Source organism: Streptomyces sp. NPDC127098 (assembly GCF_042722465.1).
GTDB classification, from domain to species: Bacteria; Actinomycetota; Actinomycetes; order Streptomycetales; family Streptomycetaceae; genus Streptomyces; species Streptomyces millisiae.
Genome location: NZ_JBHXFJ010000010.1, coordinates 20851 through 47430, shown reverse-complemented (window position 1 = coordinate 47430; position 26580 = coordinate 20851). Strand labels below are relative to the sequence as shown.

Below are 26580 nucleotides of genomic sequence, written 5' to 3'. Positions count from 1 at the left end.
CAGGCTGGTCGCGGGGCTTGTTGGCACCTCGTGCGAGGTGCCCCCGGCAGGATTCGAACCTGCGCACACGGCTCCGGAGGCCGTTGCTCTATCCCCTGAGCTACGGGGGCGACGGGAAGAACAGTACCAGCTCGGGGAGGGGGGTCCGCACCGCGGTTTCCGTACGTGGGTGCGGGAGGGGCTACTCCCGGGTAGAAGTTGGGGAAAGGCCGGACGGGGAGGGTGGTACGCGCTTACTCTGGCTGTGTGCCAGGCGCTTCAGGGCGGGTTCTCGTCGTCGACGACAGCAAGGTCGTCCGGCAGTTGATCAGGGTCAATCTCGAGCTCGACGGGTTCGAGGTCATGACCGCGTCCGACGGCGCCGAGTGTCTGGAGGTCGTGCGGCTCTTCCGGCCCGACGTGATCACGCTGGACGTCGTGATGCCGCGGCTCGACGGGTTGGGGACCGTGGGCCGGTTGCGGCTCGATCCGGTGACGTGGGACATCCCGTTGGTGGTGGTCAGCGCCAGCGTCGGTGGTGGGCGGCGGCTGCCGGAGGGGGTCGACGCGGTGGTGGCGAAGCCGTTCGAGCCGGCCGAGTTGGTGATCCTGGTGCGCCGGCTGTGTGAGGAGCGGCGGCGGGAGGCTGTCCAGCTGGCAAAACGGCTCGCGTAGCGGGGGAGCGGTTCTCGTACGCTGGCTCCGTGACCCCCGATGTGATTGCCGGTGCGCTGCGTGACGCCGCGCGCGAGTTCGGCGTGGGGGAGGCCAGGGTCGCGCTGCGCTGGCGGGGCGGGGTCTGGACGACCGGGGTGGCGCTCCAGGTGGCCCAGCGGGCCGGGCGGTCGGCCGGGGAGGTCGTGGGGCGGCTGCGGGAGGCGTTGCTGGACGTGCCCGGGGTGCGGGCCGTGGAGGTCTCCGGGGGCGGGTTCCTCGGGGTGCGGCTCGCGGAGGGCGGCGAGGCGGCGCTGGTCGAGGAGATCGTGCGGCGGCCGCGCGCGGTGGCGGTGGCCGAGGATCCGCGACGGGATGTCGAGCGGTGGGCCGCCGTGGCAGGTGGCGGGGAGTTGCTGACGCAGCGGGAGCGGAATCCGCTGTTCCGGGTGCGGTATGCCCAGTCCCGGGCGTGCGCGCTCGTCAGGGAGGCGGCCCGGATAGGTCTTGCGCCCGAGCCGGGGCGCGTGCCGGGGGAGGACGCGCTGGTGGGGGCGCTGGGGGAGCACCCGTGGCGCGGGGAGCCCACACGGGTGGCGCGGTCGCTGGTGCGCGTCGCGGACGCGTTCGGGGGGAGCGAGGCGATGCGGCGGGCGCTGCCGTGGGGGGACGAGAAACCCTCGGCCGTCCACCGGGCCCGGCTGGCCCTCGCCCAGGCCGCCGGGGTGGTGCTGGTCGACGGCCTGACCCAGCTGGGCGTCAGTGCACCCGAACACGTGTGAGAAGTGTGAGAAGAGAGTCCCATGAGTCGTTCCGCCCACCCGGCAGGACCCAGGCACGGCGACGTACTGCCCGAGGGTCACTACTCGGCGCCGCCCGCCGACCTCAACGCGCTCGACGAGAAGGTCTGGGCGCGGACCGTGGAACGTGACCGGGAGGGGCAGGTCACGGTCGCGGGCGTGGGGGTGAAGGCGCTGGCCGAGGAGTTCGGCACGCCGGCGTACTTCCTGGACGAGGCCGACTTCCGGGCCAGGTGTCGGGCCTGGCGGGAGGCGTTCGGCGCCGACGCGGACGTCTTCTACGCCGGTAAGGCCTTTCTGTCCCGCGCCGTGGTGCGCTGGCTGACGGAGGAGGGGCTCAACCTGGACGTCTGCTCGGGCGGGGAACTGAGCACGGCGCTGGCCGGCGGGATGCCGGCGGCGCGGATCGCGTTCCACGGCAACAACAAGTCGGTGGTCGAGATCGAGCGCGCGGTCGGGGCCGGGGTCGGGCGGATCGTGGTCGACTCGTTCGAGGAGATCGAGCGGGTGGCGGCGGCCGCGCGGGCGGCCGGCGTGGTGCAGGGCGTGCAGATCCGGGTGACGGTCGGCGTCGAGGCGCACACCCACGAGTTCATCGCCACCGCGCACGAGGACCAGAAGTTCGGCCTGTCGCTGGCCGGCGGGACGGCGGCCGAGGCGGTGCGCCGGGCCCTGGCCGAGGACAGCCTGGAGCTGCTCGGGCTGCACTCGCACATCGGTTCGCAGATCTTCGACATGTCGGGGTTCGAGGTGTCGGCGCGACGCGTCGTCGGGCTGCTGGCCAGGATCAGGGACGAGCACGGCGTGGAGCTCCCGGAGATCGACCTCGGCGGCGGGCTCGGCATCGCCTACACCTCGGACGACGACCCGCAGGGCCCGGCGGAGATCGCCAAGGCGCTGCGCGAGATCGTCGGCCGGGAGTGCGAGGTGGCGGGCCTCGCCATGCCGCGGATCTCGGTGGAGCCGGGGCGGGCGATCGTGGGCCCGACGGCGTTCACGCTCTACGAGGTGGGGACGATCAAGCCGCTGCCCGGGCTGCGCACCTACGTGAGCGTGGACGGCGGCATGTCGGACAACATCAGGACGGCGCTCTACGACGCCGAGTACGCGGTGGCGCTGGCCTCCCGCGCGTCCACGGCGCCCCCGATGCTGGCGCGGGTGGTCGGCAAGCACTGCGAGAGCGGCGACATCGTGGTCCGCGACGCCTACCTGCCGGCCGACACCGCCCCCGGCGACCTGCTCGCGGTGCCGGCCACCGGCGCCTACTGCCGCTCCATGGCCAGCAACTACAACCACACCCCGCGCCCGCCCGTGGTCGCGGTGGCCGACGGCCGGGCCAGGACGATCGTGCGGCGGGAGACCGAGGAGGATCTCCTGCGACTCGACGTCGGCTGAGGAGAAGTAGTCCGCATAGTGAACCGCGGTGCGGGGATCTTTCGCGGGTGCGTGAGACTGGAAACGACACGTGAGCTGAAAGGCGAGGTCGGATGGTGCGTACTCGGCCGTTGAAGGTGGCGCTGCTCGGATGTGGAGTCGTCGGCTCCCAGGTGGCCCGCCTGATGACGACGCACGCCGACGACCTCGCCGCCCGCATCGGCGCCCCCGTCGAGCTGGCCGGGGTGGCCGTGCGCCGCCCGTCGAAGGCGCGTGGCGGGGTCGCCCCGCACCTCGTCACCACGGACGCCGCGGGCCTCGTCGGGCGCGGCGACATCGACGTGGTGGTGGAGCTGATCGGCGGCATCGAGCCGGCCAGGAGCCTGATCGATGCCGCGTTCGAGGCCGGCGCGAGCGTCGTCACCGCCAACAAGGCGCTGCTCGCCCAGGACGGCGCCGCGCTGCACGCGGCCGCCGAGAAACACGGCGCCGACCTCTACTTCGAGGCCGCGGTGGCGGGCGCGATCCCGCTGCTGCGGCCGTTGCGCGAGTCGCTGGCCGGCGACAAGGTCAACCGGGTCCTCGGCATCGTCAACGGCACCACCAACTTCATCCTGGACCGCATGGAGTCCAGCGGCGCCGGCTACGGCGAGGCGCTGGAGGAGGCCACCGCGCTCGGCTACGCGGAGGCCGACCCGACGGCGGACGTCGAGGGCTTCGACGCCGCCGCCAAGGCCGCGATCCTCGCCGGTATCGCCTTCCACACCCGGGTCCGCCTGGACGACGTGCACCGCGAGGGGATCACCGAGGTCACCGCGGCCGACATCGCCAGCGCCCGCAAGATGGGCTGCACCGTCAAGCTGCTCGCGATCTGCGAGCGCGCCGAGGACGGACGCTCGGTGACGGCGCGGGTGCATCCGGCGATGATCCCGCTCGCCCACCCGCTGGCCTCCGTGCGGGAGGCGTACAACGCGGTCTTCGTCGAGGCGGACGCGGCCGGGCAGCTGATGTTCTACGGTCCTGGCGCCGGCGGCGCGCCCACGGCCTCGGCGGTGCTCGGCGACCTGGTCGCGGCCTGCCGCAACAAGCTCACCGGCGGCCGTGGGCCCGGCGAGTCGGCGTACGCGCGGCTGCCGGTCAGCCCGATGGGCGAGGTGGTCACCCGCTACCACATCAGCCTCGACGTCGTTGACAAGCCGGGTGTGCTGGCCCAGTGCGCCACGGTCTTCGCGGACCACGGGGTGTCGATCGACACCGTCCGTCAGACCGGCAAGGACGGCGAGGCGCAGCTCGTCGTCGTCACCCACCGGGCGCCCGACGCCGCGCTGAGCGGGACCGTCGAGGCGCTGCGCAGACTGGACACCGTGCATGGCGTCGCGAGCATCATGCGCGTCGAAGGGGAGTAGGACCACCGCATGAGCAGCATCACCACCAGCACCAGCCGTCAGTGGCGCGGCGTGATCGAGGAGTACCGCGACCGGCTGCCGGTGACCGACGCGACGCCCGTGGTGTCGCTGCGCGAGGGCGGCACCCCGCTGGTGCACGCCCAGCAGGTCTCCGAGCGGGTCGGCTGCGAGGTGCACCTCAAGGTCGAGGGCGCCAACCCCACCGGATCCTTCAAGGACCGCGGCATGACCATGGCCATCTCCAAGGCCAAGGAGGAGGGCGCGCAGGCCGTCATCTGCGCCTCCACGGGCAACACCTCCGCCTCCGCCGCCGCCTACGCGGTGCGCGCCGGCATGGTCTGCGCGGTGCTGGTCCCGCAGGGCAAGATCGCGCTCGGCAAGATGGGCCAGGCGCTGGTGCACGGCTCCCGGATCCTCCAGGTGGACGGCAACTTCGACGACTGCCTGACGCTGGCCCGCGGCCTGTCGGAGAAGTACCCGGTGGCGCTGGTCAATTCGGTGAACCCGGTGCGCATCGAGGGCCAGAAGACGGCCGCGTTCGAGATCGTCGACATGCTGGGCGACGCGCCCGACATCCATGTGCTGCCGGTCGGCAACGCGGGCAACATCAGTGCGTACTGGAAGGGTTACCGCGAGTACGCGGCGGACGGCCCCGCCACTCGCACCCCGCGCATGTGGGGCTACCAGGCCTCGGGCGCGGCCCCGATCGTGCGCGGCGAGCCGGTGAAGGACCCGTCGACGATCGCCACCGCCATCCGCATCGGCAACCCGGCCTCCTGGGAGCTCGCGGAGCGCGCGCGGGACGAGTCGGGCGGCCTCATCGACGAGGTGACGGACCGTCAGATCCTCGCCGCCTACCGGCTGTTGGCCGCCGGCGAGGGGGTGTTCGTCGAGCCGGCGTCCGCGGCGTCCGTCGCCGGGCTGCTGAAGGCGGCCGAGCAGGGCCTGGTCGACCCCGGCCAGCGCATCGTCTGCACGGTCACGGGCAACGGCCTGAAGGACCCGGACTGGGCAGTCGCGGGCGCGCCCCGGCCGGTCACCGTGCCGGTCGACGCGGACGCGGCGGCCGCCCGACTCGGCCTGGCCTGACGCGCGACCGACCGTGGGAGGGCGGCGGGGTGAGCGGCGACACCACGCCGCCCTGTATCGCGTCTGAACCTTCCTTCGATAGGCTGGTATTCGTCCTCCGCAGTGGGGCACCACTCGCGCCAGACGTCAGCGCCCCGGACAGTCAGTTCCGTCCACCGGCGCGGTGCGGGGAGGGGGACATGCCGCACATCTCACCAAGGAGAGTCATCAAGCGATGGCCCATCCCGCCTTCCGCGCCGCCGCCGTGCGGGTGCGCACCCCGGCGACCAGCGCCAATCTGGGCCCGGGTTTCGACGCGCTGGGTCTGGCCCTCGGGCTCTACGACGACGTCGTGGTCCGGGTGGCGGACGCGGGGCTGCACGTCGACATCGCCGGCGAGGGAGCCGACACCCTCCCGCGCGACGAGCGCAACCTGCTGATCCGCACGCTGCGCACCGCCTTCGACGCGCTGGGTGGTCAGCCGCGCGGTCTCGAGGTCGTCTGCGCCAACCGCATCCCGCACGGCCGCGGCCTCGGCTCGTCCTCCGCCGCGATCTGCGCCGGCCTGGTCGCCGCCCGCGCCGTGACCACGGGCGGCGAGGCCAAGCTCGACGACGACGCGCTGCTCGAGCTCGCCGCCGAGATCGAGGGTCACCCGGACAACGTCGCCGCCTGCCTGCTCGGTGGGTTCACGCTCGCCTGGGGCGAGGGCGGCTCGGTCCGCGCCATCCGGATGGACCCGTCGCCCGAGGTGACGCCGGTGGTGTTCGTACCGGCCGAACCGCTGGCCACCGAGACCGCGCGCGGGCTGCTCCCGCGCACCGTGCCGCACGTGGACGCCGCCACCAACGCCGGGCGCGCCGCGCTCCTGGTGGAGGCCCTGACCAGGCGTCCCGAGCTGCTGCTGCCGGCCACCGAGGACCGGCTGCACCAGGAGTACCGGGCCTCCGCGATGCCCGAGAGCATGGACCTGGTGAACCGGCTGCGGGCCGACGGCGTGCCGGCCGTCATCTCGGGCGCCGGGCCCACCGTGCTGGCCCTCGCCGAGGAGGGTGCCGCGGACAAGATCTCCCGTCTGGCCGGGGACGGTTGGACGGCGAACCGGCTCGACCTCGACACGGCGGGGACCTGCGTGTTGCCGCTGGCCGGGGCCGGGGCCGCCCAGTGACGCGACCGGGCGCCGAGCAGGCGGCGGATCGCGTTCCTGGCTGGGCGATCGGGCCAGATCGCCGCAGATCAGCCGGGATCGCCGGAGATCCCGAACCGATCGCCGAGAGGGGGAATGAAGGCAGGATCCGGTAGTGTTAATCTCATGTCTGCATCAGACGCCCTGGTGGGCGTCGTGCGGAATTCCGGGGTCCCACATCCTGGGGCCACCTCTTTCTTCCGGGAGCCTCCATCATCTGCCTGAGCAGCCTGCCTGGCGGTGCTGAGCACGCTCCGGAACGGTGCGGCGGTTCGCTGCGACGTCCTCCCGCACCACTCATGTACTGATCTTCCGCCGCGATCACAGGCGGGATTACCGCACCGGCCGGCCCGCCGCACAGGGGCCGAAGCCGGACAGCACGACCGGTCGCCGAGCCAGACAGGCCGACGTCCGCTCCAGGGAAGGACCCTTCGTGAGCGACACCACCGATCTGATGGGCGTGAGTGCCGACACCGCCGACAAGTCCGCCGGTGCTGCCACCGCGTCCGCCACGGACGCTCCTGCCGCCACCGCCGCGCCTCGGCGTCGGCGTGCCGGTACCGGCCTCGAGGGCATGGTTCTGGCCGAGTTGCAGCAGGTCGCCGCCAAGCTGGGGATCAGGGGCACCGCGCGGATGCGCAAGAGCCAGCTGATCGAGGTCATCAAGGAGAAGCAGGCCGCCGGGTCCGGCGGCGCCGGGGCCGCGAGCGCGGAGGCCAAGCCGGCCGAGGCCGCGCCCGCCGCCACCGAGAAGCCCAAGCGCCGGACCACCTCCCGGGCGCGCACGGGCGACGAGGCCACCGCTCAGCAGCAGATCGAGATTCCCGGCCAGGCGGCCGAGGGCAAGGCCAAGGCCGTCAACGGCACGGCGCCCGCCGTCGAGTCCGAGCGCGCCGGCGCCGAGGCCGCGCCGGCCGGTGACGCGGGCCGCGCCGAGGGACGTGGCGAGGGTGGCAAGGGCGACGGTCAGGGCGAGCGGCAGCAGTCCAAGCGGGAGCGCGGACGGCGCGACAAGGGCGGTGCCGGTCAGCACCAGGGCGGCCAGGGCGGCCAGGGTGGTCAGAACCAGGGCCAGGGCGGTCAGGGGGCGGCCAAGGACGGCCAGGGCCAGGGCAAGGACGGTCAGGGCCGGGGCGGTCGGGACCGGGACCGCGATCGGGATCGCGACCGGAGCCGGGACAACCGGGACCGCGACCGAGACCGTGACCGCGATCGGGACCAGGACGACGACTTCGACGGCGGACGCCGCGGTCGCCGCGGCCGCTACCGCGACCGGCGTGGTCGCCGCGGTCGCGACGAGGTCGCGGAGCCGCAGGTCGCCGAGGACGACGTGCTGATCCCCGTCGCGGGCATCCTCGACATCCTCGACAACTACGCCTTCGTCCGCACCTCCGGCTACCTGCCGGGCCCCAACGACGTCTACGTCTCGCTCGCCCAGGTCCGCAAGAACGGCCTGCGCAAGGGTGACCACGTCACCGGCGCGGTGCGGCAGCCGCGCGAGGGCGAGCGGCGCGAGAAGTTCAACGCGCTGGTCAGGCTCGACTCCGTCAACGGCATGGCCGCCGAATCCGGCCGCGGCCGCCCGGAGTTCAACAAGCTGACCCCCCTCTACCCGCAGGAGCGGCTGCGCCTGGAGAGCGACCCGGGCGCGCTGACCACCCGGATCATCGACCTCGTCTCGCCCATCGGCAAGGGCCAGCGCGGTCTGATCGTGGCCCCGCCGAAGACCGGCAAGACCATGATCATGCAGGCGGTGGCCAACGCCATCACCCACAACAACCCCGAGTGCCACCTGATGGTCGTCCTCGTCGACGAGCGTCCGGAAGAGGTCACCGACATGCAGCGCTCGGTGAAGGGCGAGGTCATCTCCTCGACCTTCGACCGGCCCTCCGAGGACCACACGACGGTCGCCGAGCTGGCCATCGAGCGCGCCAAGCGGCTCGTCGAGCTCGGCCACGACGTGGTCGTGCTGCTCGACTCCATCACCCGCCTCGGCCGCGCCTACAACCTGGCGGCGCCGGCCTCCGGCCGCATCCTGTCCGGTGGTGTCGACTCGGCCGCGCTCTACCCGCCGAAGAAGTTCTTCGGCGCGGCGCGCAACATCGAGGACGGCGGCTCCCTGACCATCCTGGCCACCGCGCTGGTCGAGACCGGCTCGCGGATGGACGAGGTGATCTTCGAGGAGTTCAAGGGCACCGGCAACATGGAGCTCAAGCTCGACCGCAAGCTCGCCGACAAGCGGATCTTCCCCGCGGTGGACGTGGACGCGTCCGGCACGCGCAAGGAGGAGATCCTGATGGGCAGCGAGGAGCTGGGCATCGTCTGGAAGCTGCGGAGGGTGCTGCACGCGCTCGACCAGCAGCAGGCGATCGAGCTGCTGCTGGACAAGATGAAGCAGACCAAGTCCAACGCGGAGTTCCTGCTGCAGATCCAGAAGACGACGCCGACGCCGAACGGCGACTAGCGCCCAGACGCCCTGGCGCGCGTCCGGCACACGGTGGTGGGGGCGTGGCCGCTCCCACCGGCGCCGCCGGTGCGGTGCTTTTCCCCGCCCACCCGCCCCTTTCCGGGGCGGGTGGGCGGTTTTCGTGCGGGTGCGGGCCCGCACCCGGGTGGGCGAGGTTCTACCCCACCCACCCGCCCTTTCTGGTGGCCCCGCGCCGCGGGTGGCCCGCTGTGCGGGCCTGCGGTCGGTGATCGACGGGCGGGAAGTGGGGGGCGCGGTCACACTGGGGAGGTGGCTCCACGAGTGGATGGCGCGTCGTCCAGACGGCGGCTGTGGCGCCTGGTGCGGGTGGGTGGGCTGTGTCTGGCGCTGCTGGTGCTGCTGGCGGGGGCTGGGCTGACCGCGCTCTACATCAAGTTCGACCGGAACATCTCGCAGGTCGACATCGACGGCGCCCTCGGCCATGACCGGCCGGCGGACAGTCCCAACGGTTCCATGGACATCCTGGTGCTCGGCTCCGACTCCCGCGCCGGCACCGACGGCGAGTACGGCCGGCACTCGGGGGCCAGGGCCGACACCGCGATGATCGTGCACCTCAACGAGGCCAGGGACGCCGCCACCGTCGTGTCGATACCGAGGGACACCCTGGTCGAGCGGCCGAGCTGTGGGGGAGAGCCGGCCAGGAAGCGCACCATGTTCAACGAGGCCTACAGCGTCGGCGGGCCGGTCTGCGCCGTGAAGACCGTGGAGAAGCTGACCGGCGTGCGCATGGACCACTACCTGGAGGTCGACTTCGAGGGCTTCTCGCGGCTCGTCGACACGCTCGGCGGCGTCGAGGTCACCACCACCCAGGCCATCAGGGACGAGGACAGCAAGCTCGACCTGGCGGCCGGCACCCACACCCTCGACGGGGAGCAGTCGCTGGCCCTGGTACGCACCAGGAAGGCGCTCGCCGACGGCAGCGACCTCGGCCGAATACGGCTCCAGCACTCGTTCGTCAGGGCCCTGGCCAGGCAGGTCGGCGGCATCGGGCTCTTCACCGACCCGCGCCGGCTCTACGACATCGCCGACACCGCCACCCGCTCCGTCACCACCGACTCGGGGCTCGGCTCGGCCGCGGACCTCGCCGGGCTCGCCCGCACCCTCAAGGGCATCGACGCGGAGTCGATGACCATGCTGACGATGCCCGTGACCTTCGATCCGAAGGACCCCAACCGGGTCGTCGCCATCGAGCGGCAGGCGACCCAGGTCTGGTCCGCGCTGCGCGCCGACCGGCCGGTGCCAGGCTCGGCGACCGAGGGCTCGGCGGCCCAGCCCCAGCCCAGCGAGCGCGAGGTGATCGCGAGGGAATAGCGGGGGCCAGGGGGCCGTTTTGGAGGGTGCGCACCAGTGCTGGCAGACTGGAGCGTCGGCCCCGGTTCACGGCGCGCATCCCGCGTGCCGACCCGGCGCCCTCCCGAACCTAGGAGAGACCCTTGAAGCGCGACATTCACCCGGCGTACGTCGAGACCCAGGTCAGCTGCACCTGTGGCGCCTCGTTCACCACCCGCTCCACCGTGAGCAGCGGAACCATCCGCGCCGACGTCTGCTCGGAGTGCCACCCGTTCTACACCGGCAAGCAGAAGATCATGGACACCGGTGGCCGCGTGGCCCGTTTCGAGGCGCGCTTCGGCAAGAACGCCGGGTCCAACCGCAAGTAGCGACCCCGACGGCGCCGGGCCCGGCCGCCCGTCCTGGGAGACCAGGAGGCGGCCGGACCGGCGCCTTTCGCGTCCCGCAAAGCCACCGTTACGCAGAGCTCAGGAGCAGTCACGATGTTCGAGGCGGTCGAGGAACTCGTCGGCGAACACGCCGACCTGGAGCGACGGCTCGCCGACCCCGGGATCCACGCCGACCAGGCCGCGGCCCGCCGGCTCAGCAAGCGGTACGCGGAGCTGACCCCGGTCATCACCACCTACCGCGCCTGGAAGGGCACCGGCGACGACATCGAGGCCGCCCGCGAACTCGCCGCCGAGGACCCGGAGTTCGCCGACGAGGTGAAGGAGCTCCAGGCCCGCCGCGACGAGTTGACCGACGAGCTGCGGCTGCTGCTCGTGCCCCGCGACCCGGCCGACGACAAGGACGTGATCCTGGAGATCAAGGCCGGCGAGGGCGGCGACGAGTCCGCGCTGTTCGCCGGCGACCTGCTCCGGATGTACCTCCGCTACGCGGAGCGCGTCGGCTGGCGCACCGAGATCATCGACGGCAACGAGTCGGACCTCGGCGGCTACAAGGACGTGTCGGTGGCCGTGAAGAGCCGCGGCACCCCCGCGCCGGGACAGGGCGTCTGGGCCCGGCTGAAGTACGAGGGCGGCGTGCACCGGGTGCAGCGGGTGCCGGCCACCGAGTCCCAGGGCCGCATCCACACCTCGGCCGCGGGCGTGCTCGTGCTGCCCGAGGCGGAGGACGTCGAGGTCGAGATCAACCCCAACGACCTGCGCATCGACGTCTACCGCTCCTCGGGGCCCGGCGGCCAGTCCGTCAACACCACCGACTCCGCGGTCCGCATCACCCACCTGCCCACCGGCATCGTCGTCTCCTGCCAGAACGAGAAGAGCCAGCTGCAGAACAAGGAGCAGGCGCTGCGCATCCTGCGCGCCAGGCTGCTCGCGGCGGCCCAGGAGGAGGCGGACCGCGAGGCGTCCGACGCCCGCCGCAGCCAGGTGCGCACGGTGGACCGCTCGGAGCGGGTACGCACCTACAACTTCCCGGAGAACCGGATCTCGGACCACCGGGTGGGCTTCAAGGCGTACAACCTCGACCAGGTGCTCGACGGCGAGCTCGACGCGGTGATCCAGGCCTGCGTGGACGCCGACTCCGCCGCGAAGTTGGCGGCGGCGCAGTGACCGTGAGATGCGTAGGGTGGGCAGCGTGACTGCATCAACCGGGCGGCCCGCCGGGGCGCCCTCCGGCCGCGGGGCGACCCGCTCCCTGCTGCTGGCCGAGGTGGCGCGGGCCACCCAGCGGCTGGCCGACGCCGGGGTGCCATCGCCGAGGTACGACGCCGAGGAGCTCGCCGCCTTCGTGCACGGCACCGAGCGCGGCCGGCTGCACTCCGTGCCCGACGCCGACTTCGACGCCCGCTACTGGGAGGCCGTGGCGCGCAGGGAGGCGCGCGAGCCGCTCCAGCACATCACCGGGCGCGCCTTCTTCCGCTACCTCGAACTCCAGGTGGGCCCCGGGGTGTTCGTGCCCCGGCCCGAGACCGAGTCGGTGGTCGGCTGGGCGATAGACGCGGTGCGTGCCATGGACGTGGCCGAGCCGCTGATCATCGACCTGTGCACCGGCTCGGGCGCCATCGCGCTGGCGCTGGCGCAGGAGGTGCCGCGCTCCCGCGTGCACGCCGTGGAGCTCGACGAGCGGGCGCTGGACTGGGCCAGGAGGAACGCCGAGGGCAGCCGCGTCGTCCTGCACCACGGGGACGCCCGCACCGCCCTGCCCGAGCTCAACGGGCAGGCCGACCTGGTGATCTCCAACCCGCCCTACATCCCGCTCGGCGAGTGGGAGCACGTGGCCCCCGAGGCCCGCGACCACGACCCGGAGCTCGCCCTGTTCTCCGGCGAGGACGGCCTGGACACCATCCGGGGTCTGGAGCGGGCGGCGCACCGGCTGCTGCGGCACGGTGGCATGGTGGTCATCGAGCACGCCGACACCCAGGGCGGCCAGGTGCCCTGGATCTTCACCGAGGACCGCGGCTGGGCCGACGCCGCGGACCACCCCGACCTGAACAACCGGCCACGATTCGCCACGGCGCGTCGGGTCGCGCGGTGAGAGGAGGACCCTCAGTCATGGCACGTCGTTACGACTGCTCGGACCCGGTCGACCGCAAGCACGGGCTGCGGGAGGCCGCTTCCGCCGTGCGGCGCGGCGACCTCGTCGTGCTGCCCACCGACACCCTCTACGGGGTCGGCGCCGACGCCTTCAACACCGGGGCCGTGGGCGACCTGTTCGAGGCCAAGGGCCGCAGCCGCGGCCTGCCGTCGCCCGTGCTGATCGGCTCGCCCAACACCCTGCACGGCCTGGTCACCGACTTCTCGGAACGCGCCTGGGAGCTCGTCGACGCGTTCTGGCCCGGCGCGCTCACCATCGTCGCCAAGCACCAGCCGTCCCTCACCTGGGACCTCGGCGAGACCCGCGGCACGGTCGCGGTGCGGATGCCGCTGCACCCCGTCGCGCTCGAACTCCTCAAGGACTTCGGCCCGATGGCCGTCTCCAGCGCCAACCTCAGCGGCCACCCGCCGCCAGTCGACTGCGACGGCGCGATGGACATGCTGGGAGACGCGGTCGCCGTCTACCTGGACGGCGGGCCGACGCTGGACACCGTGCCCTCCTCGATCGTCGACGTCACCGGGAGCGTTCCGGTGCTGTTGCGCGCCGGGGCGGTGAGCGAGGAGGAGCTGCGCAAGGTCGTCCCCGATCTGGAGACCTCGCATTGACCCCGCCCGCGGCCAGCCCCGCGGACACCGGCAACACCGGCATACCGGCCCCCGAGGTGCCAGGCGGTCCGCGGCAGGTCTTCCGGATACTGCACGTCAGCACGGGCAACGTGTGCCGTTCCCCGATCACCGAGCGGCTGACCCGCCAGGCCATCGCCGACCGCCTCGGCGGCTACACGGGCGGCCTGGTGGTGGAGAGCGCCGGCACCTGGGGACACGAGGGCGCGCCGATGGAGGAGCACGCCGCCCAACTGCTCGCCGAGTACGGCGCCGACGCCGGGGGCTTCACCGGCCGGGAACTGCTCGACGAGCACGTGATTCAAGCCGATCTCGTGCTCACGGCGACCCGCGACCACCGGGCCCAGGTCATCTCCATGGGGCACTCGGCCGGGCTGCGGACGTTCACGCTCAAGGAGTTCACCCGCCTGGTGCGGGCCATCGACATGACCACGCTGCCGGCGGCCACCTCGCCCGAGGGCCTGGTGGAACGGGCGCGGGCGCTGTCGCGCGCGGCGGCCGCGCTGCGGGGGTGGCTGCTCGCCCCCAACGCTGAGGCCGACGAGGTGCAGGACCCGTATGGTGCGCCCCTGCCCTATTTCCGCAGTATCGGCGAGGAGATCAACGCGGCGCTTGATCCCGTCGTCACGGCTCTGACCGGGGTGCCTTCGCGCGCACCATGGCGGTCGAGGGGGGCGCGGGCATGAGAAGGTGTTCCGCGGTAGTCCAGCGAGACCACTGGGGCATCTTGTGCGCGAATACCTGTTGACGCTCTGCGTCACCGCCGCCGTCACGTATCTGTTGACGGGTCCGGTGCGGAAGTTCGCGATCGCCTGGGGCGCCATGCCGGCGATCCGGGCGCGGGACATCCACCGCGAGCCCACGCCGCGACTCGGCGGCATCGCGATGTTCGGCGGCCTGTGCGCGGGCCTCCTGGTGGCCGCGCAGCTGGAGAACGTCGGCGAGGTGTTCCTCTTCTCGCAGGAGCCGCGGGCGCTGCTCTCCGGCGCCGCGCTCATCTGGATCGTCGGCGTCCTCGACGACCGCTACGGCGTGGACGCGCTGCTCAAGCTCGGCCTGCAGATGATCGCGGCCGGCGTGATGGTGCTCCAGGGCCTGACCATCCTGTGGCTGCCGGTGCCGACCGTGGGCATGGTCGCGCTCACCCCGCTCCAGGGCACGCTGCTGACGGTGGCCATCGTGGTGGTCACCATCAACGCGGTGAACTTCGTGGACGGCCTCGACGGCCTGGCCGCCGGCATGGTCTGCATCTCGGCGGCGGCGTTCTTCCTGTACGCCTACCGCATCTGGTACGGCTACGGCATCGAGGCGGCCGCCCCGGCGACGCTCTTCGCGGCCGTGCTGATGGGCATGTGCATCGGCTTCCTGCCGCACAACCTGCACCCGGCGCGGATCTTCATGGGCGACTCGGGGTCGATGCTGCTCGGCCTGGTGCTCGCCGCGGGCGCGGTGTCCATCACGGGCCAGGTCGACCCGGACGCGATGGGCCTCGACCTGACCGGCCGGGAACGCACGGTGCAGCAGGTGCCGGTGTACATCCCGCTGCTGCTGCCGCTGACGATCATCGTGGTGCCGTTCATGGACCTGGTGCTGGCGATCGTGCGCCGGACGTGGAACGGGCGCTCCCCGTTCAGCGCGGACCGCGGCCACCTGCACCACCGGCTGCTGGAGATCGGCCACTCGCAGAGCCGTGCGGTGCTGATCATGTACTTCTGGTCGGCGCTGATCTCGTTCGGCGCGGTGGCGTACTCGGCGCAGGCCGCCAACGAGTGGGCCAGCGCGTGGATCGTGCCGACGGTGGTGGTGCTGAGCGCGGTCGGCCTGGTCGTGCTCCTCATGCCGCGCTTCACCCCCCGCGCGCCCCGCTGGGCGCAGAGCGTGGTGCCGCCCCGCTACCGGCAGGCGCCTGCCGGCGCGAGCGGCTCGAAGGTACGCGAGCCGGCGACGGCGGAGGCCGACACGGGCGCGCAGACGGCTTCGCCGGGTGGTGGGTCTTCGGCGGAGTCCGAGCGGCTTGCCGCTGGCGCGGCGGCGCTGCCAGCTGCGCCGGGGGGCGGGTCTTCGGTAGATGCCGAACGGCCTGCCGCTGGCGCGGGAGCGCCGGTCGCTTCGCCTGGCGGCGACGAACCGGCTTCGCCGGCTGGTGGGTCCCCGGCGGACGCCGACCCGCTGGCCGCTGGCGCGGCACCGACGGTTTCACCGGGGGTGGCTGAGGTGGATCTGTCCGCCGGATCGCCGGCCGCTGGCGCGGCGGCGGATCTGCCCGTCGACCAAGCCGCTGGTGCGGCAGCGCCGGTCGCCTCGCCGGGCACCGGCTCGTCGGTGGACGCCGAGCCGGCGGGTGCCGGCCTGGCGGCCGAGCTCGCCGGAGGCGGTGCCGGTTTGCCGGAGCACACGGTGGGTGACGCCGAGGCGGCCAAGCCCGCCGCGGGCGGGCGGCGGCCGCGGGGGGCCACGGCGGTCGGGGACCGGCAGCGGTTCGGACGCCGGCGGATCGACAGTCGGTCGTGAGGGCGGCTCAGGCCGGGTCGGCAAGGCCCTAGCAGATGACGATCTTCCCGTCAGCAGCGCAACGGTTTGATTACCTCTCCCGTGTGAGGTCCTGCACACGAACTGGGTAAAGACCTCATCAAATAGTTTGTGATAGCGTTCACGAAACGCTCGTCAACTCGTCAACGACGACAGTCCCCGAAGCCCGCCGGAGAAACACTTCCATGCAGTCCAACGACGCCGCGATCATCCGTGGCGCCGCGATCCCCACTGCCGCGGTAGGTGTACTCGCCGTCGCCATCGGCGCGGCGGTGGCCGCGGTCGACGGCGCCGTCGGAGTAGCCCTTGGTGTGCTCCTCGCCGCCTTCTTCTTCGGCGGTGGCCTGCTCTCCCTCGGGTACGTGGGCCGGCGCTGGCCCGAGTTGTTCTTCGGCGCGGCCTTCCTGATCTACACCACGCAGATGGTGCTGCTGGCCGCCGCGCTCTTCCTGCTGCGCGACGCGTCGTTCCTCAACGCGCGTGCCTTCGCCATCGGCGTCGTCGTCGGCACCGTCGCCTGGCTCGGGGGACAGGTTCGGGCGCATGTGCGCATCAAGACCCCCTACGTGGTGCCCGAGTCCGCCGGTAGCCCGCCTGGTGGGCGGCCATGAGCGGCAGCGGCGACCGCGGGGGCTGTATAACGAGCCTCGTCGCGGGCTGCTATCGTCCGTCGCCGAGAGCCGAGTCGAGACCGGCGCGCGTGCTGTGCGGGACAGCGGTGCATGTGCCGACCGGCGTTTCTCCCGCCACACCCAGTCCAGTGCCGTTCCGTGGCATGCCGCCACGCCGACACGTAGAGGTTGCCGTATTCATGCGTCACGCCGAGGGAGCTCACGGTGAGTAACGAGGAAGTGCTCGCCTTCGAGACCGATTGCCACCTGTTCCAAGACTGCGGCTTCCCCGCCCCGTCGGTGTGGTCGTTCCTCTTCGAGCCGATCGCCCACATCGGTCCGATCGAGTTCAACAAGATCATGCTGCTGGCGTTCCTCGGCACGGCGCTGATCCTCACCTTCTTCTGGGCCGCCTTCGCCAGCCCGAAGGTGGTGCCCGGCAAGCTCCAGATGGTGGCCGAGGCCGGCTACGACTTCGTGCGCCGCGGTGTCGCCCGAGAGATCATGGGCAAGAAGGGCGAGCCCTTCGTCCCCTTCCTGGTCTCGCTCTTCTTCTTCGTCTGGGTCATGAACCTCTGGGCGGTCATCCCGTTCGCCCAGTTCCCCGTGACCTCGGCCATCGCCTTCCCGGCCGGCCTCGCCGTCGTGGTGTGGGTCACCTACATGACGGTCACCTTCCGGACCAACGGCTTCGTCGGCGGCCTGCGCAACCTCTGTGTGCCCAGCGGCCTGCCCAAGCCGATCTACGTGATCCTGACGCCCATCGAGTTCATCTCGAACGTCTTCCTGCGGCCCTTCACGCTGGCGGTCCGGCTCTTCGCCAACATGTTCGCCGGCCACCTGCTGCTGCTGCTCTTCACCATCGCCTCCTGGTACATGCTGGGGAGTTTCGTCGGCACGCTCTACGCGATCCCCTCGCTGACGCTGGCGCTGGTCCTGACGGCCTTCGAGATGTTCATCCAGGCCCTGCAGGCTTACGTCTTCGTCGTCCTGACCGCCAACTACCTCTCCCAGGCGCTCGAAGAAGCGCACTGAGAGCACCAAGCACAACCCTCCGGTGGGCGCTCACACCCCACCGGCCCACCACAGAGAAGGAATACAACGGACATGTCCGCAGCTCTCGAGACCCTCGCCGCCTCCGGTTCGATCGGCGGCAGCATCAACACCGTCGGTTTCGGCCTCGCCGCCATCGGCCCCGGCATCGGCGTCGGCATCGTCTTCGGTAACGGCGTCCAGGCCATGGCCCGCCAGCCCGAGGCGGCCGGTCTGATCCGGACCAACATGCTGCTCGGCTTCGCCGTCATCGAGGCGCTGGCGCTGATGGGCTTCGTGCTGGCCTTCGCCATCTCCTGAGCTTCCCGCACGAAGCTCTAACAGACGAGAGGTCCACCAACATGATCACGATGATCGAACTGGCGGCGGAGGAGCCCAACAACCCGCTGCTGCCCGTGTGGCCCGAGGTCGCTGTCGGTCTGATCTGCTTCGGCATCATCTTCTTCGCCTTCTACAAGAAGCTGCTGCCGAACATCAACAAGACCCTCGAGGAGCGCCGCGAGGCCATCGAGGGCGGTATCGAGAAGGCCCAGTCCGTGCAGGCCGAGGCCCGCCAGACGCTGGACAGCTACAAGGAGCTGCTGGCCGAGGCGCGGCACGAGGCCGCCCGGCTGCGCCAGGAGGCGCAGGAGCAGGGCGCCGCGCTCATCTCGGAGATGCGTGCGGAGGGGCAGCGGCAGCGTGAGGAGATCATCGCCGCCGGTCACGCCCAGATCGAGGCCGACCGCAGGCAGGCCACCGAGCAGCTGCGGCAGGACGTCGGTCAGCTGGCCATCGAGCTGGCCGGCCGCCTCGTGGGCGAGTCCCTGGAGGACCACGCCCGGCAGAGCCGCACCATCGACAGGTTCCTCGACGAGCTCGAGGAGCAGGCCAGCGGCTCGGTCCCGAGCCGTTCCGAGGCTGGTCGATGAGGTCGACCGACAGCAGGGCGAGCCGCCGGGCCGGTGCCCGGCGGCGTCCGGCCTGTGAGCAGCAGCGAGTGAGAAGGGGTGACTGAGAAATGATCGGAACGGCGAGCCGCCGAGCGAGCGGCCTCCGGCGCCTGGTCTCCCTTCACACGCGAGTGAGAAGGGGAGCGTGACCAGAATGATCGGAGCGAGCCGTGAGGCCGTCGAGGCCGCGCGCGAGCGGCTTGACGCGCTGACCGACAACACCCGCGTGGACGCCGCCGCGCTGGCCGCCGATCTGGCCGCGGTCACCGTGCTGCTCGATCGCGAGACCGCGCTGCGGCGGCTGCTGACCGACCCGGCGCAGCCGGGCGAGGCCAAGGCGGACCTGGTCGGCCGGCTGCTCACCGGGCAGGTGAGCGGGGAGGCCGTCGACCTCGTCTCGGGCATGGTCAGGTCCCGCTGGTCCAGCTCCCGCGACCTGGTGGACGCGGTGGAAGGGCTGGCCGACAGCGCCGACCTGATCGCGGCCGACGAGGCTGGCGTGCTGGACACGGTGGAGGACGAGCTGTTCCGGTTCGGCCGGATCGTCGTCACCTCGCCGGAGCTGAGCGCGGCGCTCAGCGCCAAGGACACCGACGCGGAGCGGATCGCCGCCCGGGCCGGGCTGATCCGGGAGCTGCTCGGGGGCCGTGCCCACGAGGTCACGATCCGTCTCGTCACGAGGCTGGTGGAACGGCCGCGGGGACGTAGCCTGGACAGTGGGCTGGACGACCTGTGCTCGCTGGCCGCCGCGCGGCGTGGCCGCTCGGTCGCCGTCGTCACCTCGGCGGTGCCGCTCAGCGACGCGCAGCGGGACCGGCTCGGCGACACGCTGGCCCGGCTGTACGGCCGGCCCATCCAGCTGAACCTGGACGTCGACCCGGCGGTCATCGGCGGGATCTCGGTCCGGGTGGGTGACGAGGTCATCCACGGCACCATCGCCGACCGGCTCGACGAGGTCAACCGGCGGATGGCCGGCTGACCCGCCGACGCGGGGGAGCGCCACCTGACGGCGCCACCAACTCAAGAAGCAGTACTAGCGGCCCGAGTTGGGCCGTAGTGGACGTACTTACGGGCCCAACAAGGAGAGCAGGGAACCCAGATGGCGGAGCTCACGATCCGGCCGGATGAGATCCGGGACGCACTGGAGAACTTCGTCCAGTCGTACACGCCGGACGCGGCCTCGCGCGAAGAGGTCGGGACGGTCAGCGTTGCCGGCGACGGCATCGCGAAGGTCGAGGGACTTCCCTCGGCCATGGCGAACGAGCTGCTGGAGTTCGAGGACGGCACCCTCGGCCTCGCCCTCAACCTCGAGGAGCGGGAGATCGGCGTCGTCGTCCTCGGTGAGTTCAGCGGCATCGAGGAGGGCCAGCCGGTGCGCCGCACCGGCGAGGTGCTCTCGGTGGCCGTCGGTGACGGTTACCTGGGCCGGGTCGTGGACCCGCTGGGCAACGCGATCGACGGTCTTGGCGAGATCGAGACCACCGGGCGTCGCGCCCTGGAGCTGCGTGCCCCCAGCGTGATGCAGCGCAAGTCGGTGCACGAGCCCATGGAGACGGGCTACAAGGCCGTCGACACCATGACCCCGATCGGCCGCGGCCAGCGCCAGCTGATCATCGGCGACCGCCAGACCGGCAAGACGGCGCTCGCGGTCGACACGATCATCAACCAGCGCGACAACTGGCGTTCCGGCGACCCGAGCAAGCAGGTCCGCTGCATCTACGTGGCGATCGGCCAGAAGGGCTCCACCATCGCCTCGGTGCGTGGCGCCCTGGAGGAGGCCGGCGCGCTGGAGTACACCACCATCGTGGCCGCCCCGGCGTCCGACCCGGCGGGCTTCAAGTACATCGCCCCCTACACCGGCTCGGCCATCGGCCAGCACTGGATGTACGACGGCAAGCACGTCCTGATCATCTTCGACGACCTGTCGAAGCAGGCCGACGCCTACCGCGCCGTCTCCCTGCTGCTCCGCCGCCCGCCGGGCCGCGAGGCCTACCCGGGCGACGTGTTCTACCTGCACTCCCGGCTGCTCGAGCGCTGCGCCAAGCTGTCCGACGAGATGGGCGCCGGCTCGATGACCGGTCTGCCGATCGTGGAGACCAAGGCCAACGACGTCTCCGCGTTCATCCCGACCAACGTGATCTCGATCACCGACGGCCAGTGCTTCCTTGAGTCCGACCTGTTCAACGCGGGCCAGCGCCCGGCGCTGAACGTCGGTATCTCCGTCTCCCGCGTCGGTGGCTCCGCGCAGCACAGGGCGATCCGGCAGATCACCGGTTCGCTCCGCGTGGACCTGGCCCAGTACCGCGAGCTCGAGGCGTTCGCCGCCTTCGGCTCCGACCTGGACGCGGCCTCCAAGGCCGCCCTGGCCCGTGGCCAGCGCATGGTCGAGCTGCTGAAGCAGGAGCAGTACAACCCGTACCCGACCGAGAACCAGGTCGTGTCCGTCTGGGCCGGCACCAGCGGCCTGATGGACGACATCCCGGTCGGCGACATCCGTCGCTTCGAGCGTGAGCTGCTCGACTTCCTGGGCCGTGAGCACAAGGGTCTGATGACCTCGATCCGCGAGGGCGGCAAGATGTCGGACGACACGCTCGAGGCCGTCGCCGCCGCCGTCAACAAGTTCAAGTCGCAGTTCGAGACGGCGGACGGCAAGCTGCTGGGCGAGGGCTGATCCATGGGCTCCCAGCTTCGGACCTACAAGCGGCGGATCAGGTCGGTCTCGGCGACCAAGAAGATCACCCGCGCCATGGAGATGATCGCCGCCTCGCGGATCATCAAGGCGCAGCGCCGGGTGGCCGCGGCCACGCCGTACGCCGACGAGCTCACCAACGCGGTGACCGCGGTGGCGTACGGCTCGGAGGTCAAGCACCCGCTGACCACCAAGCTCGAGCGGCCGCGCCGCGCCGCGATGCTGCTGATCACCGCGGACCGCGGCCTGGCCGGCGGGTACTCGTCCAACGCGATCAAGGCGGGCGAGCACCTGACGGGCGAGCTGGTGGCCGCCGGCATGGAGGTCGACACCTACATCGTCGGCCGCAAGGGCGTGACGTACTACGGGTTCCGTGAGCGCCCCTTCGTCCAGTCCTGGACGGGGTTCACGGACAGCCCGACGTACGAGGACGCCAAGGAGATCGCGGCGCCGCTGATCGAGGCGATCCGCAAGGACTCCGACGAGGGTGGCATCGACGAGCTCCACATCGCGTACACGGAGTTCGTCTCGATGATCAGCCAGACGCCGGTCGAGCAGCAGCTGCTGCCGATGGAGCTCGGCGGCTCCGCCGAGGAGTCGGCCGAGACCTTCAAGCGCGGCGGCGCGCCGCGTCCGCTCTACGACTTCGAGCCGTCGGCCGAGCAGGTCCTCGACGCGCTGCTGCCGCGGTACGTGGAGAGCCGGATCTACGTGGCGCTGCTGCAGGCGGCCGCCTCCAAGCACGCCGCGACCCGGCGGGCCATGAAGTCGGCGACGGACAACGCGGACGAGCTCATCAAGTCGTTCACGCGGCTTGCCAACGCGGCCCGCCAGGCCGAAATCACCCAGGAAATCACCGAGATCGTCGGTGGCGCGAGCGCCTTGGCCGACGCGACCGCGGGAAGTGAACGCTAACCATGACCACTGCTGCTGAGGCGGCCACCAGCAAGGCCGCGGCCACGGGCCGGATCGCCCGAGTCATCGGTCCGGTCGTCGACGTGGAGTTCCCCGTCGACGCCATGCCGGACATCTACAACGCCCTGACGGTCGAGGTCGCGGACCCGGCCGAGAAGGGCACCACCAGGACGCTGACGCTTGAGGTGGCGCAGCACCTGGGCGAGGGCCTGGTGCGCACCATCGCGCTGGAGCCCAACGACGGTCTGGTGCGTCAGGCGCCGGTCACCGACACCGGCCGTGGCATCTCGGTGCCGGTCGGCGACGTGACCAAGGGCCGGGTGTTCAACACCCTGGGCCAGATCCTGAACGAGCCGGAGGCCGAGTCCGAGGTCACCGAGCGGTGGGACATCCACCGCAAGGCGCCGGCGTTCGACCAGCTCGAGTCCAAGACCGAGATGTTCGAGACCGGTCTGAAGGTCATCGACCTGCTGACCCCGTACGTCAAGGGCGGCAAGATCGGCCTCTTCGGCGGCGCCGGCGTGGGCAAGACGGTGCTCATCCAGGAGCTGATCATCCGCGTGGCCCGGCTCCACGAGGGTGTGTCGGTGTTCGCCGGCGTCGGCGAGCGCACTCGTGAGGGCAACGACCTGATCGAGGAGATGGCGGAGTCGGGCGTGCTCCCGCAGACCGCGCTCGTCTTCGGTCAGATGGACGAGCCGCCGGGCACCCGGCTCCGGGTGGCGCTGGCCGGTCTGACGATGGCGGAGTACTTCCGCGACGTCCAGAAGCAGGACGTGCTGTTCTTCATCGACAACATCTTCCGCTTCACCCAGGCCGGCTCCGAGGTCTCCACGCTGCTGGGCCGCATGCCGTCCGCGGTGGGCTACCAGCCCAACCTGGCCGACGAGATGGGCGTGCTGCAGGAGCGCATCACCTCCACCCGCGGTCACTCGATCACCTCGATGCAGGCGATCTACGTCCCCGCGGACGACCTGACCGACCCGGCGCCGGCGACCACCTTCGCCCACCTGGACGCCACCACGGTGCTCTCCCGTCCGATCTCGGAGAAGGGCATCTACCCGGCGGTCGACCCGCTGGACTCGACCTCCCGGATCCTGGACCCGCGGTACGTCGCGCAGGACCACTACGACTGCGCGGCCCGCGTCAAGGGGATCCTGCAGAAGTACAAGGACCTGCAGGACATCATCGCGATCCTCGGTATGGACGAGCTGAGCGAGGAGGACAAGCTCACCGTCCAGCGTGCCCGCCGGATCGAGCGCTTCCTGTCGCAGAACACCCACGCGGCGAAGCAGTTCACCGGCCTCGACGGCTCGGACGTGCCGCTGGAGGAGACGATCGCGGCGTTCAACGCGATCGCCGACGGCGAGTTCGACCACTTCCCCGAGCAGGCGTTCTTCATGTGCGGTGGCCTGGACGACCTCAAGGCCAAGGCCAAGAAGCTGGGCGTTTCCTGACCCTGGTTCGGTCCCGTGGGGCGGGGTACCCGATGTCGATCGGGGGCACCCCGCCCCACGGGTGCCAGGGGACGCCAACTATTCTTTGAGCAAGGAGAGAGGGGAGCCATCGTGGCTGAGCTGCACGTCGAGTTGGTCGCCGCGGACCGTCAGGTCTGGTCGGGCGAGGCCAGCCTGGTCGTGGCGCGCACCACCTCCGGCGACATCGGCATCATGCCAGGGCATCAGCCGCTGCTCGCGGTGCTCAAGCCGGGTCCGGTGACCATCCGCACGTCCGGCGAGAGCGGTCAGGGCAGTGTCGTGGCCGCCGTGCACGGCGGGTTCGTCTCCTACACGGACGGTAAGCTGTCGCTGCTCGCGGAGATCGCCGAGCTGTCCGAGGAGATCGACGTGGAGCGCGCCGAGCGCGCCCTGGAGCGGGCGAAGGCGGAGGCCGACGCTCCCGCCGAGCAGCGTGCCGACGTGCGGCTGCGGGCCGTGGCGGCGAGTCGCTGACGCGCGGCCGGCCGCCAGCGGCCGGCCACCATCTTCTTCGGCAGGCGAAAACGGGGCAGCCGGCACGGGACACGGCACGAGGCGAGGAGGTCGATCAGGATGGTCCTCGCGTTGGTCGTGGCCGGTGCGGCGCTCGCGCTGCTGGTGCTCGGGCTCTTCGGCTTCGGAGTGCGGCGCCGGGTGATCCAGCGGTCCGGTGGCACCTTCGACTGCAGCGCCCGGTTCACCGCCCCGCGCGCCGGCCAGTCGCAGGGCAAGGGCTGGCTCTACGGGGTGGCCAGGTACAACGGGGACCACGTGGAGTGGTTCCGGGTCTTCTCCTACGCGCTGCGGCCGCGCCGCACCCTCCAGCGTGACCGCATCCAGGTGCGGGACCGGCGGCAGCCGATGGGCGAGGAGGAGCTGGCGCTGTTGCCCGGCGCCGTGGTGCTGAGCTGCCGCCACGACGAGTGGGACGTGGAGCTGGCGATGAGCGAGGACGCCCTGACCGGCTTCCTCGCCTGGCTGGAGGCGGCCCCACCCGGCCAGCGGGTCAACGTGGCCTGAGCGGTCGAACATGGTGCGCGGCCGGGACGGCGTGCGTTCAGCCGTCCCGGCCGCGGTCCTTCAGCCCCGGCCGACAAGTGGGCTGTGCCGGCCGGGAGCTTCGGTACTGGCCGAAGGTGGTGCGCCCTCAGGGGCGCGGGGCGGGTCGTCGTCGTGCGGCTCCGCCGCGTGGGCGCGACCAGCCCCATGAGCGCCGCAGGTCCGGACGGCCTAGCCGCCCAACCCCCGGCTTATGGCGTGCGCCAGGGCACCGTCGCCGCTGTCGCCGGAGAACTCCCAGAAGAAGGCGCCGCCGAGGCCGCGTTGGCGTGCCCAGGCCATCTTGCTCGTGACGGTCGCCGGTGTGTCGTAGCTCCACCACTGGTTGCCGCAGTGGGCGTAGGCGGTTCCCGCCACCGTGCCGGTGGCCGGGCAGCGGGCGGCGAGGACCTTGTAGTCCTCGATGCCCTGTTCGTAGGTGCCGGGCGCGGGTCCTGTGGCGCTGCCGCCCGGCGCGCTCTGACTGACGCCGGTCCAGCCGCGCCCGTAGAAGCCGATGCCGAGCAGCAGCTTGTTCGCCGGGACGCCCTGCGCGATCAGCGCGTTGATCGCCGCCTCGGAGGTGAAGCCCTGGGTGGGCAGCCCGTTGTACGAGGTCAGCGGCGAGTGCGGGGCGGTGGGACCGGTGCCCGCCCAGGCGCCGAAGAAGTCGTAGGTCATGACGTTGAGCCAGTCGGCGTACTGGGCGCCGTAGGCGTAGTCGGAGGCGGAGATCCGGCCGCCGGACGAGGCGTCCGCGGTGATGGCCGCGGTGACCAGCTGGTCGCCGAAGACGTCGCGGAAGGCGCGTATCATGTCGCCGAAGACCCGCGGGCCGCTGCTGTCGCAGCTCAGGCCACAGGCGTTGGGGTACTCCCAGTCCAGGTCGATGCCGTCGAAGACGCCGGCCCAGCGCGGGTCGTTGACCAGGTCGTAGCAGGACTGGGCGAAGCGCTGCGGGTCGCGCATGGCCTCGGTGAAGCCGCCCGACCAGGTCCAGCCGCCGAAGGACCAGAGGACCTGGATGTGCGGGTAGCGCTCCTTGAGCTGGCGCAGCTGGTTGAAGTTGCCGCGCAGCGCGCCCGGGTCCCAGGTGTCGGCGACGCCGCTGACGCTCTCGGCGGCGCTGTAGGCGCGGTCGTAGGCGGCGTAGGAGTCGCCGATCGCGCACTCGCCGTTGGTCACGTTGCCGAAGGCGTAGTTGATGTGGGTGATGTCCTCGGCGGTGCCGGAGTCCACGATGTCCTTGACGTGGTAGTCGCGGCCGTAGACGCCCCACTCGGCGAAGTAGCCGAGGTTGATCCGGCCGTCGGGCGGGGTGCCGCCGTTGTCGCCCCCGTCGTCTCCGCCGTCGTCGCCCCCGTCGTCACCTCCGTCGTCGCCGTCGCCGCTGCCGTCACAGGGCTGGCCGTTGAGGAGGCAGTTGGCCGGGGCACCGGCGCCGCTGCCGTTGAAGCCGAAGCTGGCGGTCTGGCCGGGGGCCAGGGAGCCGTTCCAGCCGGCGTCGCGGGCGGTCCAGTGGGTGCCGTTGTTGGTGACGCGGGCGTCCCAGGCGGAGGTGACGGCGGTGCCGGAGGGGAAGTCCCACTCCAGCGTCCAGCCACTGAGGGGCCGGTCGCCGGTGTTGCTGATGGTCCACCGGCCCTCGAAGCCGGTGCCCCAGTCGGAGGTCTTGGTGTAGGTGGCGGTGGGGGTGGCGCCCTGGGCTGGGCCGGCCACCGCCACGATCCAGGCGAGGGGAAGGGCGAACACCGCGAGCAGGGCGGTGATTCGGCGTCTGACGCGTGGCAAGGAAGGCTCCTCGAGTCGGCCGGGTGAGATGTGGGGGAGCCCCGGGTGGCGGGGCGGTTCCGTGCCGTGGAGCGGTACGTCGACCGCGTTCGATAGCCGTGAGAGTAGAATGGTCCAGACCAACGGTCAAGAGGTCTG

At 71.6% G+C, this 26580-nt stretch carries 24 protein-coding genes, 1 tRNA gene and 1 pseudogene; 24 read left to right on the top strand and 2 right to left on the bottom strand.

Annotation, left to right across the window (positions count from 1 at the left end; translation table 11 throughout):
- Positions 1 to 38: 38 nt before the first annotated feature.
- A tRNA-Arg gene (locus tag ACFWI8_RS09465) sits at positions 39 to 110 on the bottom strand.
- Between the two features lie 136 nt (positions 111 to 246).
- Between ACFWI8_RS09465 and ACFWI8_RS09460 the strand changes: the two genes are divergently transcribed.
- The 24 genes and pseudogenes from ACFWI8_RS09460 (at position 247) to ACFWI8_RS09345 (ending at position 24633) form a co-directional block, all read left to right on the top strand.
- Positions 247 to 654, top strand: coding sequence for a response regulator (locus ACFWI8_RS09460; RefSeq protein WP_387087679.1), 408 nt, complete (start codon positions 247 to 249; stop codon positions 652 to 654).
- Positions 655 to 683: 29 nt separating this feature from the next.
- Complete coding sequence (locus tag ACFWI8_RS09455) at positions 684 to 1415, top strand: hypothetical protein (protein WP_387087676.1); 732 nt, start codon at positions 684 to 686, stop codon at positions 1413 to 1415.
- A gap of 21 nt (positions 1416 to 1436) precedes the next feature.
- The gene (gene lysA / locus ACFWI8_RS09450; RefSeq protein ID WP_387087673.1) at positions 1437 to 2828 is read left to right on the top strand and encodes a diaminopimelate decarboxylase; all 1392 of its coding nucleotides are present in this window, start codon (positions 1437 to 1439) and stop codon (positions 2826 to 2828) included.
- Positions 2829 to 2920: 92 nt separating this feature from the next.
- Positions 2921 to 4213 carry a homoserine dehydrogenase gene (locus ACFWI8_RS09445; RefSeq protein ID WP_311597231.1) on the top strand — a complete coding sequence of 431 codons (1293 nt, stop codon included), beginning with the start codon at positions 2921 to 2923 and terminating at the stop codon, positions 4211 to 4213.
- 9 nt (positions 4214 to 4222) lie between these two features.
- Positions 4223 to 5302 carry a threonine synthase gene (thrC, locus tag ACFWI8_RS09440; protein ID WP_311597233.1) on the top strand — a complete coding sequence of 360 codons (1080 nt, stop codon included), beginning with the start codon at positions 4223 to 4225 and terminating at the stop codon, positions 5300 to 5302.
- 214 nt (positions 5303 to 5516) lie between these two features.
- Positions 5517 to 6449 carry a homoserine kinase gene (gene thrB, locus ACFWI8_RS09435; protein WP_387087668.1) on the top strand — a complete coding sequence of 311 codons (933 nt, stop codon included), beginning with the start codon at positions 5517 to 5519 and terminating at the stop codon, positions 6447 to 6449.
- 451 nt (positions 6450 to 6900) lie between these two features.
- The gene (gene rho, locus ACFWI8_RS09430) at positions 6901 to 8931 is read left to right on the top strand and encodes a transcription termination factor Rho (RefSeq protein WP_387087665.1); all 2031 of its coding nucleotides are present in this window, start codon (positions 6901 to 6903) and stop codon (positions 8929 to 8931) included.
- A gap of 273 nt (positions 8932 to 9204) precedes the next feature.
- Entirely contained in the window at positions 9205 to 10266 is a 1062-nt protein-coding gene (locus tag ACFWI8_RS09425) for an LCP family protein (protein ID WP_387087662.1), read from the top strand.
- 122 nt (positions 10267 to 10388) lie between these two features.
- A complete protein-coding gene (gene rpmE / locus ACFWI8_RS09420; protein WP_387087659.1) occupies positions 10389 to 10613 on the top strand; it encodes a 50S ribosomal protein L31 in 225 nt (74 codons plus the stop codon).
- A gap of 114 nt (positions 10614 to 10727) precedes the next feature.
- Complete coding sequence (prfA, locus tag ACFWI8_RS09415) at positions 10728 to 11798, top strand: peptide chain release factor 1 (RefSeq protein ID WP_311599228.1); 1071 nt, start codon at positions 10728 to 10730, stop codon at positions 11796 to 11798.
- Between the two features lie 25 nt (positions 11799 to 11823).
- On the top strand, positions 11824 to 12723 hold the full coding sequence (prmC, locus tag ACFWI8_RS09410) for a peptide chain release factor N(5)-glutamine methyltransferase (RefSeq protein WP_387087656.1): 900 nt from the start codon (positions 11824 to 11826) through the stop codon (positions 12721 to 12723).
- 17 nt (positions 12724 to 12740) lie between these two features.
- On the top strand, positions 12741 to 13388 hold the full coding sequence (locus ACFWI8_RS09405; RefSeq protein WP_387087653.1) for an L-threonylcarbamoyladenylate synthase: 648 nt from the start codon (positions 12741 to 12743) through the stop codon (positions 13386 to 13388).
- Positions 13389 to 13429: 41 nt separating this feature from the next.
- Positions 13430 to 14092 carry a protein-tyrosine-phosphatase gene (locus ACFWI8_RS09400; protein ID WP_387087909.1) on the top strand — a complete coding sequence of 221 codons (663 nt, stop codon included), beginning with the start codon at positions 13430 to 13432 and terminating at the stop codon, positions 14090 to 14092.
- A 43-nt stretch (positions 14093 to 14135) separates the two neighbouring features.
- A pseudogene (locus tag ACFWI8_RS09395) lies at positions 14136 to 15357 on the top strand (MraY family glycosyltransferase); the annotation flags it as partial.
- Between the two features lie 763 nt (positions 15358 to 16120).
- The gene (locus tag ACFWI8_RS09390; RefSeq protein ID WP_387087651.1) at positions 16121 to 16546 is read left to right on the top strand and encodes a hypothetical protein; all 426 of its coding nucleotides are present in this window, start codon (positions 16121 to 16123) and stop codon (positions 16544 to 16546) included.
- Positions 16547 to 16786: 240 nt separating this feature from the next.
- Positions 16787 to 17581 carry a F0F1 ATP synthase subunit A gene (gene atpB, locus ACFWI8_RS09385; protein ID WP_387087907.1) on the top strand — a complete coding sequence of 265 codons (795 nt, stop codon included), beginning with the start codon at positions 16787 to 16789 and terminating at the stop codon, positions 17579 to 17581.
- 72 nt (positions 17582 to 17653) lie between these two features.
- On the top strand, positions 17654 to 17899 hold the full coding sequence (gene atpE, locus ACFWI8_RS09380) for an ATP synthase F0 subunit C (protein ID WP_387087648.1): 246 nt from the start codon (positions 17654 to 17656) through the stop codon (positions 17897 to 17899).
- A 50-nt stretch (positions 17900 to 17949) separates the two neighbouring features.
- Entirely contained in the window at positions 17950 to 18510 is a 561-nt protein-coding gene (locus tag ACFWI8_RS09375) for a F0F1 ATP synthase subunit B (RefSeq protein ID WP_311599243.1), read from the top strand.
- Between the two features lie 175 nt (positions 18511 to 18685).
- Positions 18686 to 19510 carry a F0F1 ATP synthase subunit delta gene (locus ACFWI8_RS09370; protein ID WP_387087904.1) on the top strand — a complete coding sequence of 275 codons (825 nt, stop codon included), beginning with the start codon at positions 18686 to 18688 and terminating at the stop codon, positions 19508 to 19510.
- Between the two features lie 120 nt (positions 19511 to 19630).
- Entirely contained in the window at positions 19631 to 21202 is a 1572-nt protein-coding gene (gene atpA / locus ACFWI8_RS09365; protein WP_387087646.1) for a F0F1 ATP synthase subunit alpha, read from the top strand.
- A gap of 3 nt (positions 21203 to 21205) precedes the next feature.
- Positions 21206 to 22135 carry a F0F1 ATP synthase subunit gamma gene (locus ACFWI8_RS09360; protein ID WP_387087643.1) on the top strand — a complete coding sequence of 310 codons (930 nt, stop codon included), beginning with the start codon at positions 21206 to 21208 and terminating at the stop codon, positions 22133 to 22135.
- A 2-nt stretch (positions 22136 to 22137) separates the two neighbouring features.
- Positions 22138 to 23592, top strand: a complete 1455-nt coding sequence (atpD, locus tag ACFWI8_RS09355; protein ID WP_311599214.1) for a F0F1 ATP synthase subunit beta — start codon at positions 22138 to 22140, stop codon at positions 23590 to 23592.
- Positions 23593 to 23703: 111 nt separating this feature from the next.
- A complete protein-coding gene (locus ACFWI8_RS09350; RefSeq protein WP_387087641.1) occupies positions 23704 to 24087 on the top strand; it encodes a F0F1 ATP synthase subunit epsilon in 384 nt (127 codons plus the stop codon).
- A 99-nt stretch (positions 24088 to 24186) separates the two neighbouring features.
- Entirely contained in the window at positions 24187 to 24633 is a 447-nt protein-coding gene (locus ACFWI8_RS09345) for a DUF2550 domain-containing protein (protein ID WP_387087638.1), read from the top strand.
- A gap of 210 nt (positions 24634 to 24843) precedes the next feature.
- On the opposite strand, the gene ACFWI8_RS09340 is transcribed toward ACFWI8_RS09345, so the two are convergent.
- Positions 24844 to 26442: a glycosyl hydrolase family 18 protein gene (locus tag ACFWI8_RS09340; RefSeq protein WP_387087635.1), complete on the bottom strand. Its 1599-nt coding sequence runs from the start codon at positions 26440 to 26442 to the stop codon at positions 24844 to 24846.
- Positions 26443 to 26580: the final 138 nt, after the last annotated feature.